This window comes from Exiguobacterium sp. 8A (assembly GCF_902506275.1).
GTDB lineage: Bacteria > Bacillota > Bacilli > Exiguobacteriales > Exiguobacteriaceae > Exiguobacterium > Exiguobacterium profundum.
The window spans coordinates 564,213-578,385 of the sequence record NZ_LR733630.1; the positions used below are offsets into that span (position 1 = coordinate 564,213).

The following is a 14,173-nucleotide window of genomic DNA, read 5'->3' on the forward strand; positions in this document are numbered from 1 at the left end:
AAGAAAAATTAAAATTGAACAATGATACCGGTTACAATTAGAAATTCCAAATCAAGAAAGCGTTTTCTTTGAAAAATGACATCAATTCTACAAGTTTGCACGTGTCGAGCCGCATGAGATTGGGAACAGATAGGGGAAAGACTTTTCAAAAAGTATTGGTCGAGGAGGATGAATCATGCAGAACGAAGACAGACCGTGGCATGCGCTCGAAGTAGATGAGGTGCGAACCCATGTGGAGACTGATCTTGAATCAGGTCTTACAACAGAAAGTGTCACAAGTCGTCAAGACGAATTCGGCAAAAACGTATTGCCGGAGAAAGAGAAAACCCCTGAAATTATAAAATTTCTAAGACAATTCAATGATGTTCTCGTGTACGTCTTATTAGCGGCTGCCGTCGTCACAGGATTCTTAGGGGAGTACATCGATACGATCGTCATCGTTTTAGTCGTCACGATTATCGGCGTCGTCGGATACCTTCAAGAAAATAAGGCAGAAGAAGCGCTCGAAGGAATCAAAAAATTATTAGAAACAAAGGCGACCATCGTTCGAAACGGCAAGCAATCTGAGATTGATTCAAGTGACCTGGTCGTGGGGGATGTCCTTGTACTTGCTGCCGGAGATAAAGTGCCGGCCGATGCCCGTGTCGTTCAAGCTGAAAAATTTAAGGTTGAGGAATCGGCGTTAACCGGAGAAGCGACGACTGTCGAGAAAAAATCGGACGTCGTGAAAGAAGACGCGGTGTTGGCTGACCGAAAAAACATGGTGTACTCGGGCACGAGTGTCGCGACGGGAAGTGCCAAAGCCATCGTGACGGCCATCGGTGAAGGTACGGAACTCGGTCAAATCAACGCTTCAATCTCAGAAGTCCAGACCGTCAAAACCCCTCTGATTCGTCAAACAACAAAGTTTGGTCAAACGGTGTCCATCGCCATCTTAATCATCTCCGTCGTGATTTATGCGTTCGGTTACTTTTTACGAGATTATGAGCCGGTCGAATTGATGCTGACGACAATCGGTCTTGCCGTTGCGGCGATTCCTGAAGGGTTGCCTGCCGTCATCTCTATCATTTTGGCACTCGGTGTCCGGAATATGGCTGAACAAAAAGCGATTGTTCGAAGTTTACCATCTGTCGAAACGCTTGGTGCTGTATCTGTCATTTGTACGGATAAGACGGGTACGTTGACGAAGAATGAGATGACGGTCAAACAAATCGTGACAGCGAACCATGATATCGAAGTCTCGGGTAGCGGATATGCTCCGAATGGAGATCTCGAATTGAATGGTCAACCGTTTGACTTGGATGATGATGAATCCATGATTGACCTGTTAACCGTCGGGAAGACGTGTAACGATTCTCAGTTGAATGAAGAAGACGGCGACTGGGTCATCAACGGCGATCCGACAGAGGCTTGTCTGTTGACGGTCGCTGAGAAAGCTGAACGCCCAATTGAACGTTTAAAAGTTATCTCGAAGATTCCGTTCGATTCTGAATATAAATACATGGCGACGCTCGTCGATTACAAAGGGGAGCGAATGATTTTTGTCAAAGGGGCGCCGGACCGACTCTTTGATATGGCGTCGTCTGAAAACTTTAAACAAGACTATTGGGATGAAAAACGAAAAGAGATTGCCGACCGCGGTCAACGCGTTCTCGGTGCTGGTCTAAAACGTGTCGACAGTTCAAAAGCGTCAATCGACCATGAGGATGTTGAAGATGGTCTGACTTTCCTCGGCTTATTTGGAATCGTCGACCCACCTCGACAAGAGGCCATCGATGCGGTTGCCGCGTGTCGTGATGCTGGAATCCGAATTAAAATGATCACGGGTGATCATAAAGATACCGCTGTCGCGATTGCAAAAGAACTGGGCATGGAAGTGGAAGGCGCCCTCGAAGGTCGTGAATTGACAGATATGACAGATGAAGAAATCAAAGAGGCTTCCGTTCATAACGATGTATTCGCACGGACCAGCCCTAACGACAAGCTTCGTCTCGTCAAAGGATTGCAAGAGAACGGTCTGATTACATCGATGACAGGAGATGGTGTGAACGACGCACCTGCCTTAAAACGTGCTGACATTGGTGTGGCAATGGGGATTAAAGGGACGGAAGTAGCGAAAGAAGCATCTCAGATGGTTCTTGTCGATGACAACTTCAAAACGATCTATAACGCCGTACGAGAAGGACGACGGGTGTACGATAACCTGAAGAAAACCATTCTCTTCTTGCTTCCGACAAACGGAGGTCAAGCGTTGCTTGTGGCAATGAGTATCTTGCTCGGAGCGGCTGCACCGCTCAGTCCTGTGCAGATTTTATGGGTCAACATGGTTGTCGCGATTACTCTCTCTTTAGCAATCGCTTTCGAACCACTCGAAGAGAGTACGATGAAACGACCGCCACGTCCGGCCAATGTGCCGCTACTCAGCCGATACTATATTTTCCGCGTCACCTTCGTTTCAATTATTATCGGGGGCGGTAGTTTATGGATCAACTATATGCTGGGGGATTTCGACTACTCGACCGAGAAATTACAAACCATCACCTTGAATGCCATCGTCATGGCCCAGCTCTTCCACTTGTATAACTGTCGTACGGAGTTGGCACCAGCATTCAACCGTCATTTCTTTGACAATAAGATTGCGTTTCTCGTATCAGCTTTACTCATTGCCCTACAATTGTTCATCACGTACGTACCGTTTATGCATACGTTATTCGGTACCGCTCCATTAACGTGGGAAGATTGGATTTATCCTGTGGCATTTGGTGCCGTCGTCTTTATCATCGTTGAAATTGAAAAGGCGATCTCCAGACGTGTCATCGGCAACCGGAATATACACTGATACGTTTCATTCATGTGAAAAAAGGATAAACAAGTGGAGTAAACATGAAGGAGGGATACGATGAAGCGTGACGAATCACAACCAGGGGTTCACCCGGATCCGCTACCGGATGACGAGTCGGATCCGGCGAAAAAACCGGCTCCGACACAGCATCCTGACCCTGATCCAGAGGAAGAATCTAACGAATAAATCGTGTAACAGTCAAAAGATCCTGCTAGCACAATGAGCTAGCAGGATCTTTTTGAGTTGGTTTATGATGTTGACTTTACAGAGCGGCTGTTTTGTAGCCGATTGAATGTCTTCTCGTTCATATGCTCCGTGATGACAAAATCACCGACTGGGCATTCCCATTTCCCTTTTTCGACAACACATTCACGCAATGTCACTTGGTCATCGTATAAATCTAGTTCCAATGTGTCTTTCAAAAACTGATCGACTTTTTGGTTTGGAATTTTTACATATTCATTGAATTCGAGTTCTTCATTCTTGACAGTCACGTAAGAAGTGACTTGGAAATAACGCATATGATGGTCTCCTTCATTAAAAACTAATTTCTAGTATAGCCGTTTTTGATGAAAAATGGGTGCTCAATGTTTCATTTCAGCCCGTTCACGCTTTGGAGGTGCTTCGTTGAACGGTTTTTGATGACGAATCATGAGCCAAAAAATGAGACCGAACAACGGGATGTAAGGGAGCGGCCATAAACTCATTTTATAGCGTTTCGCGTCCCGATTCATTAACGTGATTTGAATGAATGCCAACAAGAAGAAATCAACGGTCATCGTTCGAACAAATTGATTGTTCTCCACATATGACCAGTATTCAGCAACATTTCCGGTATTGGCTGCAGCGATGAACAACCCGATTGTCACCAGTAAAAGCACAACGCCGAGGATACGGGTCGGCAGTGGTTTGACCGGGGTCGGATAAGGTGACTGTCTCGCAAAAGCCAAATAAGGAGCGAGTAGAAATCCCCCAACGAAAAAACTGGTGACAGCGGCGATGAGTGGATTCGGTTTGAGCTGATTCACTTCTGACCAAAGAAGTGGAAACATCGCCAGGGGAAACACCCCTAAGATACTAAAGAGCGATAGAGAATAGCCTTCGTACGCCTCGGTATTATAAGTCACAAAATCGAGAAGAAAGCGTCCGTCGAACGGGACATTTGGACCGATGACGGCGAATGCAATTGCCAGTCCCCAAGGAATCAATAAGAATTTTCTTGTCATACGAACACCTCGTCAATGGTTGATAGTTGTAGTATACCCTCTTTTGGAGACACGAAAAAATGAGAAGATGCCTGACGCATGTTCTCATTTATTTTCACGTGCATACGTTTTAATCATCGTGACGAGTTGCTGAGTTTCGTCAGCCTTCACATCAAGCATGATCCCATAATCATACAGCGAGCCCGTTTGGCCACGGTGTCTGACATGTCCAATGAGTTCGATCGGTTGAAGCGTCGGAACGAGGTCGAAAAGAAAATGGACCTGTAAATCATCAGAGAGCGGGAAGAGGTAGTCCGATCGCAATTTTAATCCATGAGAACTTACATTGAGAAGCAATCCTTCCCCATCATAGAGTTCTTTTTCTTCCCATACAAGTCGATAAGGGATGGTACGGGGATTCGGTAGGATATAGCGGAACGTCTCCTGTCGGCGATAACGCATCAATTCACCCCATTTCTTTACTTCTTTTATCGGCAAAATTGAATTTAAAATGAAGTGGAAGATTGTATAAAATTATAGTGTACTCGCTTTACAAAAGTGAAAGCGCTTTCTATAATAGGTGTACGATTTGAATAGGGAGGAGATCAGATGAATGTACATGATTTACTCCGACGTTACTCGATTCAAACACCAGTCATCTATGAAAAAAAACGTAACGGGGAGTGGGTTAAACTCGAGCGCTTACCTGCTTATACCATTCTTGAAGTCGAAACGAACGATCATACCATCGAGGCGGTCGCGATTGATGCATTCAAAGCGATTACCGTCTGTCGAGAGTCGGCGTCGATTGAAGAAGCCCGTCCGTATGCTGTGCGTATCCAGATCGAACGACCATGAGAAAAGCCGTAACTTCAACATGAAGTTACGGCTTTTCCTTATGCGGCGTCCTGTTCGGTTTCGTCTTGTGGATTTGTCCGTTTTGCGTAATACATAAACGGTGTCGCCATCCACGCGATTACAAACTTGGCCACGTATGTCGTGATAAAGATATTCCACCAAATGTCCCATTCCATTCCCCAGAATGCGATGATACAGAACGTGAACGTATCAATCAGTTGAGATAAGACGGTCGAACCTGTCGTACGAAGCCAAAGCTTCTTCTCGCCAGTTTTTGCGCGAATCTTCGAATAGACGAAGACATCGAACAATTGAGAGACCAAATAGGCAGCAAGGCTACCGAGTGTGATCAATGGCAGCATCGAGAAGAGTGCCTCGAAGCTTTCGTGCATGAACAGTGCCTCTTCAAACGGCTCATATAACAGTGCGTATTGCATGAGTACCGTTGAGACGATCAAGATGAAAAATCCGAGCCATACGCCTTTACGGGCAGCCGCTCGCCCATGTTTTTCGTTCAAAATATCGGTTGCCAAGTAGAGCGAACCGTAAACGATGTTACCGAGCGTGAAAATGTATCCGCCAATTACAATCTGTTGCGTGACTTGGATGTTTGCAACGACCGAAGCCATCGCAATCCAAGCATATAAGCCGACTCGTCCGAATAACTTGTAACTGAGGACGAGTAGTCCGAGTGTAAGGATGGCAGAAGGAATCCATAACCATTCGTTTAGCATGAATCATGCTCCTTCCTCTAACTATTCAATGATTTCAACTTTTCAAGTTTATAGAGGAACGGAAATGATGTCAAGGAGAGGGGGGATGAAGAAATTCATATGATAGTGGACGAGCAAATAAAAAGCACCTTCTGAAGCATTCAGGAAGTGCAGTTTGTTGACTAACATGAATATTATCGCTCGCCTTTCCGACGCCCGCGCTTTCCGCAGGCAATCCCGGAGCCGCATCGCGACTTGTGTCGCTGCTGGGTCTCCGTTGGATTGCTCTCCTGCAGGAGTCGGTGCGTCGACGGGCGAGCAACGCAACGATCGTCAGCTGGCGGCCGTTTGTCTTTAACTTAGGTCCCGAAGGTCAAATGAAAAGTTCGGTAGGTGCTTTTAACCGCTTGATTGAAGGATATAGTTGATGCATTCGAAGAGAATCGAACTCGCCCTGCAGCATTATCATTTCTTATTTAGGATTTCGTGGGAGTAGATTCATGAAAGGTATGGTGTGATTGAACTATTGCCAAAATAGTCGTTGTAAGTTATCGGTGTATAAAACTTTGCATTCGACTGTGCATGGGTGGTAAGTGCTCACAATGCTGTGCACAGAATCAGTTGTAGGTAAGTGGAGTATCTGATAAGACTGACTTAATGTAAACTTTCTCAAAGGCTAAAGAGGATTCCATATCCGTTAGTAACGTAATAAGTTTATCTTGTTCAGATTGAGTAGCTGAGTACTGTGAAGTTAATTCTTCATAACCCTGCAATGAACCCAATAGGATTTCTACTTTTTCGAGTGCGATGCTGTATTCTTTCGTAACTCGTTCATCCCCTGTGTTTTCAATCGCATATTTTAAGTCGTCCTCATATTTCATTGCGATTTGAAATACATTTTCGATAGATTGAGGAACATAACTAGGTTCGTGTGTTCTTAAGAAGTCTTTCGCAGAGGAAATATCAAATAACATACGATCAATAGAACTAGTGATGTGGAATGCGCTGTTCATTTCATCTTGCGAGTATGCAACCCCGTCATCAAACTCGCTTCTGCTTTCGACTTGAAGAATTGTATCTTCTAATGGGATTTTATATAAGCGTTCCTTGCGTGTATTCTCTATATATTTAATTGGCTCATCCCAACTTTCCCACGACTCCGCAATCTGCATTGTTTCGAGTGAATAAGAGGTTGCTTGCAAGTTCTCTTCAAGTTCGAATAATTTTCGCGTGTGCAATTCGGTGGGTTCTTCCAGCGCCATCTCATTCACAATCTCAGACGCCTTCTGTAATTGGTTGCGAGAAGTGGTGATTAATTCTTCCATCACATCGAAACGAGTTTGGATTTCTTCCAGAGGGAGGTCGCTACAAGGGCCATCGCATTCGCTCATATTTTTCTTGATGAGGGTGAGGAGGGAGTCGGTCCGCGCAATAACTTCATTTACTTCGTTGTATCGGTCTGTGTATCTGGCAGGCACTTCTGGCAAAGACGCAAGGTCGTCCAATACTAAATTAGTATCAACCGTAAGCGTGTCTTTATTTGAAGTTTCCCTATTTTCCTCTCCGACTATTTTAATAGCACTAGCTACAGGTTCTTCTTCTCTCGGCGGAAAAGCCGAAACAATCGCGAACAGAATCAGTAGACCGGCCCCAGATACGCCCATCAATTGCCGAGTCGTTCGTTGCATTCTTAACATCTTCACAGTAGGTTGTATGTGCATACAAGAATCTTTCTTCATTTCACCTTTAGCAGCTGAGTTTAATAAGAACGAGATTGCGAGAACAAGAAAACTTATAAGAAACAAAAAGTCTAACACTTTCTCCACTCCCTTCAAAATGTCCCATCTATTATATCACCAATTCTATTTATACCGATATTTGTTAAATAAAGTTTAAAATGAACAAAAATAGAATCGACGCCACTAAAAAATATTTTACATAATAAAAACATAATTTTGATTGAGATATGAAAGTGGAAATAAACGAAAAAAGCACCCCTGTCATAAACAGGAAGTGCTCTAAACCGCTTCGTTAAGCGATATTTATGATGCCTCCGACGAGAATCGAACTCGTGCTGCAGCATTACCATTGCTGAGGTCTGCCACTAACCTACAGAGGCGTTACACCAACTATGTTACACAGATTATTCGTCGTTTTCAAGCTTTTTTAGAATAATAAGACCTCCAATCTTCGATAAAGGAAGACTGGAGGTCGAATGCTACATCATTATTTTGTACGGATCCAAACGGCACCTGCAGAGTTGTCTTTCGCTTCACCGACTACGTCAATGACGAGACCGTATTGCGGAAGTTTGCGTCCTGCATCTGGAATGAGCGAGTTGATGTAAGAGTTTGCATCATTGAACTGCTTCACGCCAGGCTGTGCTTTGTAATCATACACGCCACGACTCGGTGAATCGATATACCAAGCGAGCGTCTTATCGAGACTGAACGCCGCATCAGCAATTTGGTAACGTGTACTACCTGCGACTGTCTGTTGACCGTTCAAGTTACCGATGAGCGCTTCAGGATGTGAATCGACGACACCGAGGAACCCTTCACCAGGGTGGACACCGACCCGGTTGTCTGTGTACGAGTCATCACCGTACCACACGACGAGACCTGTGTTGTATTTCACGCCGCGGCCGTTGAGAAGTCCCATATCCGACCCGGCGTGGTTACGCCATTCAAGGTAGTAATAGTGTGGTTTTGAATCGTATCCGTCTGAAGAGACGAATCCATCGAGCGTCACGGCTTCAGCGCCTTCCGCATCATCTGCGAAGAGTGTTGCGGATTCTGATTTGATTGACAAGTTGTCGACTGCGAAGCCTTTCATGGCGACGCCGCCGTCTGTCACGTATTCAAAGACGATTTGAACATCTTGACCAGCGAATTGTGAGAGGTCGTATGATTTGTTGACCCATGCACCGTTTGTCGTCTCAGCAGGGTAGCCTGCTTCGTTCGCGCCGTTGACCTCGTCACCGAATACATCGAGAACGACTTCTTGACCACCGCTAAGGGCTTTGATGTACAAGTAATCATAGTCAGATTCGACTTCATAGAATGAATCGAATGCGAGGACTCCGTCCGCACCGAGTTTCACAGCTGGTGTTGCCATCTCAGTATGGATGTCGTCACCTTTTGTCGAGTAATAGTAGCGATCGCCATAAGCTGGTTCGATTCCTTTAATCTTCTTATCAGGAAGGTTGACTTTGACGATGCCTGGGTTGTTTGATTTCGTCACAGATTGGTCGAGTTGTGCGACGAATCCTTGAGAGTTGATGTCTTCAAGGTCGACTTCAGTGATATTTGCCCAGTTTCCACCCATGATTTTTTGGAAGTATTCTTTGTTTTGTGGTGAGAAGCTTGTTGGCTCCGTACCTGCGACTTTACCGGCCCAGCTACCGCCACTCATGATTGACCATGATTGAACCGGTTCGCCTTGACCTATGTACTGCGTATCGTACTCATCGGGAAGACCGAGGTCATGTCCGAATTCGTGTGCGAAAACGCCGACCGCACCATCTTCTGGTTGAATCGTGTAATCGTACGCAGCCATTTTTCCGCCCCAGTAAGGAACTGCAGCTTCTGTATTGGCTACTGGGTAAACACCATCAAGAACCCAGCGATGTGACCATACCGCATCGTCACCGAGCGCACCGCCACCCGCTTCTTGGCCAGTCCCAGCGTGGATGATCATCAAGTGGTCAACGAGACCGTCCGGCTCATTGAAGTCACCGTCTCCATCCAAATCGTATAGATCGTATTGGTCATGTTCTTTCAAATCGATTCCAGATGCGACCGCAGCATTCAACGCATCTTTGACGAGTTGACGTGGTCCCGGTCCGACGTTATCATGTCCACCATCGCCTTTGTCCGCACCATAGTCTTTCGCGGTTCCTGGAACGGTCAACCACTCCGAAACCTCACCATCGACTGTATAACTTCCGCCTGATTGTTCTTCATAGTATTGTTTGAACGTTTGAACCTTTTCACCGTTAAAGAGTTCAAATTGTTGATCACCGAACATATACTTTTCATAATGTTCTTTACTGAAATTATCGCTGTACATATAGCCCGGTTCTTGAATGATGTTGTTGTGTTTGAAGTCGCTGTACTCGACGAGGAGGACGAGGACTTTATCTTCACGTACCGAGCCGCTGTATGCAGATTGCTGGGCAGGAGATACTTTTACTTGACCGTTCGGTTTCCCTTTACGGTAATTTCCTTGCCCTTTTTTCGCTTTATCAAGAATTCGTTTTGATTCCTTTTCGAATTGAGTATGTATCTTCTCTTTTGCTTTTGAAGCCTTCTCGTCCACTTTGTCGTCATGCTTATGTGGATCTTTCGCTTCGCCTTGCTTTTTCGCGATATACGCATCGACTGCTTTCATGCGTTCAGATGAAGACAATCCTTTTTTGATGACGCCACGTTTCTCGAGAGCTTTCGCGAGGCGCTCTTCATCGATGATATTGTGGTCGAACGGAGCGAGCTCGCTCGTTGTCGGAACCGATGGTGCAACCGAGAGGGGAGCAGCACCAGCTGCCGGAACGATACTGACCGTCATGGCAGATGTCATGAGAGCCGCGAGTGTCGTTCGACGGATGGAACGTTTTTTCATTTGTGTGAACCTCCTGTTAAAAAATAATGGGAAAATGTGTGAGCTTGTTGTAAATGTACTCTCTGTGTCTGATTAATGTCAATATTCAGAAAATAATACACGAAAAAAGAGTCTAAAGACCTATTTAGTTCAATTTAACTAAATAGACTTAGACTCTAGGTCGATATATCCGTAATGGAATTTCGACGTTTTACGTTTTATGTGAGTGAAACCGTACCGTTTAAAGGAATCGCTCTCATAATGCGCTTTCAGGACAATTCGTTTCTTGGCTACTCGTTTGGCTTCGATAATCAACTCTTCTGTGAGAGGGGAAGTGTCGGCGATTGTGCGAAGTGGGTTCAGATGAACCGATTCTGAAATTGTCTTTTCAAACATCGGATCAAAGTAGATACAATCAAACGAATTTTCCGCACACGTTTTCAAATAGTCGAGAGAGTTGGAGTGAACGACCTCAATGCGTCGCATCGCCTCATTGACCTGCTCATCTTTTTCGACCCATACGGACATGCCTTCCCGGACGAGCTGTGCCGTAATGAATTGACTCTCAAGGCCAATTACTTTACCGGTTGAACCGACGACATGGCTCATGACGATACTGTCCGAGCCGAGTCCGAGTGTACAATCTAGAACATGATCACCTGGATTTGCTTGCATGGCATCAATGAGTGGATCTGATCCACCTCGGCTCAGTTGCTTTACCCGAAAGACAGAGCTCGATGGGTGAAAAAAGAACGGCTCTGTACTATGCAAAGGTGTGAACTCGACACGTCGTTTATCAAAGATAAGTACACCTTGTTGATGACGCTTCTTCAACTCATCAATGGAAAGTTTGCGTCGGTCGACAAATTTCATCTTGTATTCTGTGGCATGCGTATGCGCTCGAGACAAGACATCATCTGTAGGGCGCAAACAAGTAGTGACAATATACATAATCCGGGCTCCTTCATAAAAAATGAGACGCAGTTGCGTCTCATTTTTTCTTACTGAGTAAGTCTGATAATTCATCGATAAGTGCTTTATGAGAAGCGAGTTCTTTCTTCTTCTCATCGTTCACGTTCATCGGACGTTTTGAACGGCTTTGAAGCGCTTCAAGCGTTTCATCGATTGACGACTTCAACGTATCACGTTCTTCAGGTTTCAGAGATACTTCGTGCGGATTTTCGCCAGAAGCATCTAATTCGCGGAGACGTGCCATCAATTGCTTTGCCTCGCGATTCAAATCGATTAACAATCTGTCAATTTGTTCCAATCGTAATTTAATCCCATCACGTTCTGTAAACATCTGTTTCACCTCTTTTTGCGGTTTAACCCTAAGGTCTCTTCCTGTTTACTTTACCATAAAATTAGTTAAACGAAACTACCGGGAATATATTCCATTTATTTTGGCTGTAAGAAACATTGTTTCTCTATCCCCACACGAATGTCACCTGCTATACTAACTGAGCTAATAAGGAGGTGGGCGGATGGAAACGACAAATCATCCACCAAAAGCGCTCAAAGGAGCGATTGTGTCGATTACGGCATATTTGATTTTATCTATACTAAAAGTATTCTTCGGGTACTTATATGAATCTGAAGCGGTCCTAGCCGATGGATTCAACAATACGACGGATATCATTGCATCGGTCGCGGTCTATATTGGCATTCGGGTGGCTGCATTGCCACGGGATGCCGAGCATAAATATGGTCATGCGAAAATGGAGACGATCTCTGCTCTCATCGCTTCATTGATCATGATTGCGGTCGGTATTTTCGTCTTCTTAAACAGTCTATCGAACTTAATTGGGGGCGAGTATACCGAACCGAACCCGTTGGCAGCGGTCGTCGCCTTCGTCAGTGCGCTCGTCATGTTCGGGGTGTATCGGTTCAACTTGAACCTCGCGAGAAAAACAAAGTCATTGGCACTTAAAGCGGCGGCGAAAGACAACTTGGCCGATGCGATGATTTCAGTCGGAGCCACACTTGGTGTGCTATTCGCTTATTTTCAACTGCCTTGGATGGACACGGTCTTAGCAATTGTGATTGCCGGCATGATCATCCGGACAGCGATTCAAATCTTTTTAGATGCCACCCATCAGCTTTCTGACGGATTCCCTCCACATCTCGTCGAGTCCTATGAGGAAACGATTGAACAATTTGAGCGTGTGAAAGAAGTTCGGGAAATCAAAGGGCGTCATCTTGGGAATCACGTGATGCTCGATGTAACGATTGCAGTCGATGGCGATTTGACTGTGGACGCGGCCCATGAATTGTGTGACGATATCGAACGGAAACTAGATGAAGAGCATGCGGTCGATTCGGTGCATATTCATATCGAACCGGTTTGATGTTCGGTTATCTTTTGCGCTTCATGAAGGGATTCGTTTATAATAAGCGCAGACAGATATTGAACTACTAGTTAAGGAGGGCACGGGATGAACATCGTGCGTCAACCTATTCGCCAGATTGATGAGATTGAATATGAACACTTTCAAAAATACGGAGAAAGTGCATATGGCGTTTCTGCTGAAGAGTTAAAAGGGATCCTCGAGGAAATGGGGGCGGAGCAACTTTATCACGCAGAAGAGCATAGTTATGGAGAAGACTTCTATTACGACTTGATGGTCGATGACAAACTGGTCGGTAAAGTCTTGTTACTCAAGCTTGCCCGCGTATACCAACTCGACCTGATGGTGTTCGATGCGTACAAAAACAAAGGATATGCGACAGAAGGTTTGCGTCTTGCCTTACTGGACTCAAAATTGATGGATGGACAAACAGTCCGGGCTGGCATCCCACCGACGAGCCCACATCAACAAGAGATGCATCATGTTCTCATTCAGAACGGGTTCGAAAAGCGGAACGGTCTGTATTATTTAAATTTTAAGAAACGATATGTGGTAAACCATTAAGCTGACGGCGTCTCGCACGTCAGCTTTTTTCATATGGAGGGGTAAGGATGAAGCAAGTCACCATTAAAGACATTGCCGAGCTCGCTGGTGTCGCCAAAAGTACGGTCTCACGCTATCTGAACGGTGGATCGGTCGGAAAGGCAACAAGGGAAAAACTCGACCGGGTCATTCGAGATACGAACTATGAGCCGAATCAGTTCGCGCAAAGTCTCAAGTCGAAACAGACGAAGATGATTGGGGTCATCGTTCCACGGCTCGATTCGTATGCCGCCTCACGGACGATGATGGGGATTGATGAACAGCTCACGGAACGAGGATATCAAATGCTCGTCGTCAATACAGCACAACAGACGGAACGAGAAATCGAACAGCTATACAATTTGGCCAAACAAAAAGTCGCCGGAATCATCTGGCTTGGGACGACGGTCACGGAACGTCATCTTGAGGCGATTGAGGCGATTCAAATCCCGGTCTTGTTGATTGGTCAGCAACATGACAATGTCCATAGTCTCGTCTATCCTGACTATGATGCGGCCTATGCGCTCGGTAAACAGTTCACGGAGTGGGGTCATCGAAACGTGGTCTATGTCGGGGTGTATGAATCGGATATCGCGGTCGGTCAAGCACGCCGTGACGGATTTTTGCGGGCGTTTCAAGAGTCGGAGGCAAATGTCAGAGTCATTCAAACGACGTTTAAGATTGAGGATGCCATTCCAATCGGTGAACAGTTGGCGGATAATGTCGGCTCTGTTTCCTTAATCGTTTGTGCGACCGACAACATTGCTTTGGGAATATTGAAAGGATTGGCGAATCAAGGAATCACTGTCCCGAGGGATATCTCTGTCAGTGGATTTGGAGGATATGATTTCACGGAAGTCCTGCATCCATCCATCACGACGGTACACCTTCCTTATCGCCGAACTGGTGCGAAAGCTGCCGACATGATGCTACAGCTGTTGCAAGGTGAACACGTCTCAATGAAAACGTTCACAATTTTTGAACTAAAAGTGCGCGAAAGCGTTGACAAGTTAAATTAAATCGTTT

General features: G+C 45.5%; 14 protein-coding genes and 1 tRNA gene. 6 read left to right on the forward strand and 9 right to left on the reverse strand.

Annotated elements, in window-relative coordinates; genetic code table 11:
- The first annotated feature begins 175 nt into the window (after positions 1–175).
- Both GVY42_RS02885 and GVY42_RS16665 read left to right on the forward strand, forming a co-directional pair.
- Complete coding sequence (locus tag GVY42_RS02885; RefSeq protein WP_159562250.1) at positions 176–2,839, forward strand: cation-transporting P-type ATPase; 2,664 nt, start codon at positions 176–178, stop codon at positions 2,837–2,839.
- A 60-nt stretch (positions 2,840–2,899) separates the two neighbouring features.
- Entirely contained in the window at positions 2,900–3,028 is a 129-nt protein-coding gene (locus tag GVY42_RS16665; RefSeq protein WP_255541905.1) for a hypothetical protein, read from the forward strand.
- Positions 3,029–3,090: 62 nt separating this feature from the next.
- On the opposite strand, the gene GVY42_RS02890 is transcribed toward GVY42_RS16665, so the two are convergent.
- The 3 genes from GVY42_RS02890 to GVY42_RS02900 form a co-directional block, all read right to left on the reverse strand.
- Positions 3,091–3,363 carry a hypothetical protein gene (locus tag GVY42_RS02890; RefSeq protein WP_159562251.1) on the reverse strand — a complete coding sequence of 91 codons (273 nt, stop codon included), beginning with the start codon at positions 3,361–3,363 and terminating at the stop codon, positions 3,091–3,093.
- Between the two features lie 63 nt (positions 3,364–3,426).
- Positions 3,427–4,068, reverse strand: coding sequence for a hypothetical protein (locus tag GVY42_RS02895; protein WP_078146855.1), 642 nt, complete (start codon positions 4,066–4,068; stop codon positions 3,427–3,429).
- 84 nt (positions 4,069–4,152) lie between these two features.
- On the reverse strand, positions 4,153–4,509 hold the full coding sequence (locus GVY42_RS02900; protein ID WP_159562252.1) for a PilZ domain-containing protein: 357 nt from the start codon (positions 4,507–4,509) through the stop codon (positions 4,153–4,155).
- A 147-nt stretch (positions 4,510–4,656) separates the two neighbouring features.
- Between GVY42_RS02900 and GVY42_RS02905 the strand changes: the two genes are divergently transcribed.
- The gene (locus tag GVY42_RS02905) at positions 4,657–4,905 is read left to right on the forward strand and encodes a hypothetical protein (RefSeq protein WP_159562253.1); all 249 of its coding nucleotides are present in this window, start codon (positions 4,657–4,659) and stop codon (positions 4,903–4,905) included.
- 38 nt (positions 4,906–4,943) lie between these two features.
- Here GVY42_RS02905 and GVY42_RS02910 read toward each other — a convergent pair whose 3' ends face one another.
- From GVY42_RS02910 to GVY42_RS02935, 6 genes are all read right to left on the reverse strand, one after another.
- Positions 4,944–5,639 carry a queuosine precursor transporter gene (locus GVY42_RS02910; RefSeq protein ID WP_078146857.1) on the reverse strand — a complete coding sequence of 232 codons (696 nt, stop codon included), beginning with the start codon at positions 5,637–5,639 and terminating at the stop codon, positions 4,944–4,946.
- 596 nt (positions 5,640–6,235) lie between these two features.
- Entirely contained in the window at positions 6,236–7,306 is a 1,071-nt protein-coding gene (locus tag GVY42_RS02915) for a hypothetical protein (protein ID WP_159562254.1), read from the reverse strand.
- 360 nt (positions 7,307–7,666) lie between these two features.
- Positions 7,667–7,737: transfer RNA gene (locus GVY42_RS02920), tRNA-Thr, on the reverse strand.
- A 107-nt stretch (positions 7,738–7,844) separates the two neighbouring features.
- The gene (locus GVY42_RS02925) at positions 7,845–10,223 is read right to left on the reverse strand and encodes an immune inhibitor A domain-containing protein (RefSeq protein ID WP_371730217.1); all 2,379 of its coding nucleotides are present in this window, start codon (positions 10,221–10,223) and stop codon (positions 7,845–7,847) included.
- A gap of 153 nt (positions 10,224–10,376) precedes the next feature.
- On the reverse strand, positions 10,377–11,168 hold the full coding sequence (locus tag GVY42_RS02930; RefSeq protein WP_159562256.1) for a class I SAM-dependent methyltransferase: 792 nt from the start codon (positions 11,166–11,168) through the stop codon (positions 10,377–10,379).
- A 40-nt stretch (positions 11,169–11,208) separates the two neighbouring features.
- Entirely contained in the window at positions 11,209–11,520 is a 312-nt protein-coding gene (locus GVY42_RS02935) for a hypothetical protein (protein WP_012726238.1), read from the reverse strand.
- Between the two features lie 181 nt (positions 11,521–11,701).
- Here GVY42_RS02935 and GVY42_RS02940 point away from each other — a divergent pair, with 181 nt between their 5' ends.
- The 3 genes from GVY42_RS02940 to GVY42_RS02950 all read left to right on the forward strand — a co-directional run bounded on the left by GVY42_RS02940 (position 11,702) and on the right by GVY42_RS02950 (position 14,166).
- Positions 11,702–12,565: a cation diffusion facilitator family transporter gene (locus GVY42_RS02940; protein ID WP_159562257.1), complete on the forward strand. Its 864-nt coding sequence runs from the start codon at positions 11,702–11,704 to the stop codon at positions 12,563–12,565.
- An 87-nt stretch (positions 12,566–12,652) separates the two neighbouring features.
- Positions 12,653–13,129 carry an N-acetyltransferase gene (locus GVY42_RS02945; protein ID WP_159562258.1) on the forward strand — a complete coding sequence of 159 codons (477 nt, stop codon included), beginning with the start codon at positions 12,653–12,655 and terminating at the stop codon, positions 13,127–13,129.
- Between the two features lie 47 nt (positions 13,130–13,176).
- Complete coding sequence (locus tag GVY42_RS02950) at positions 13,177–14,166, forward strand: LacI family DNA-binding transcriptional regulator (RefSeq protein ID WP_159562259.1); 990 nt, start codon at positions 13,177–13,179, stop codon at positions 14,164–14,166.
- Positions 14,167–14,173 lie beyond the last annotated feature (7 nt).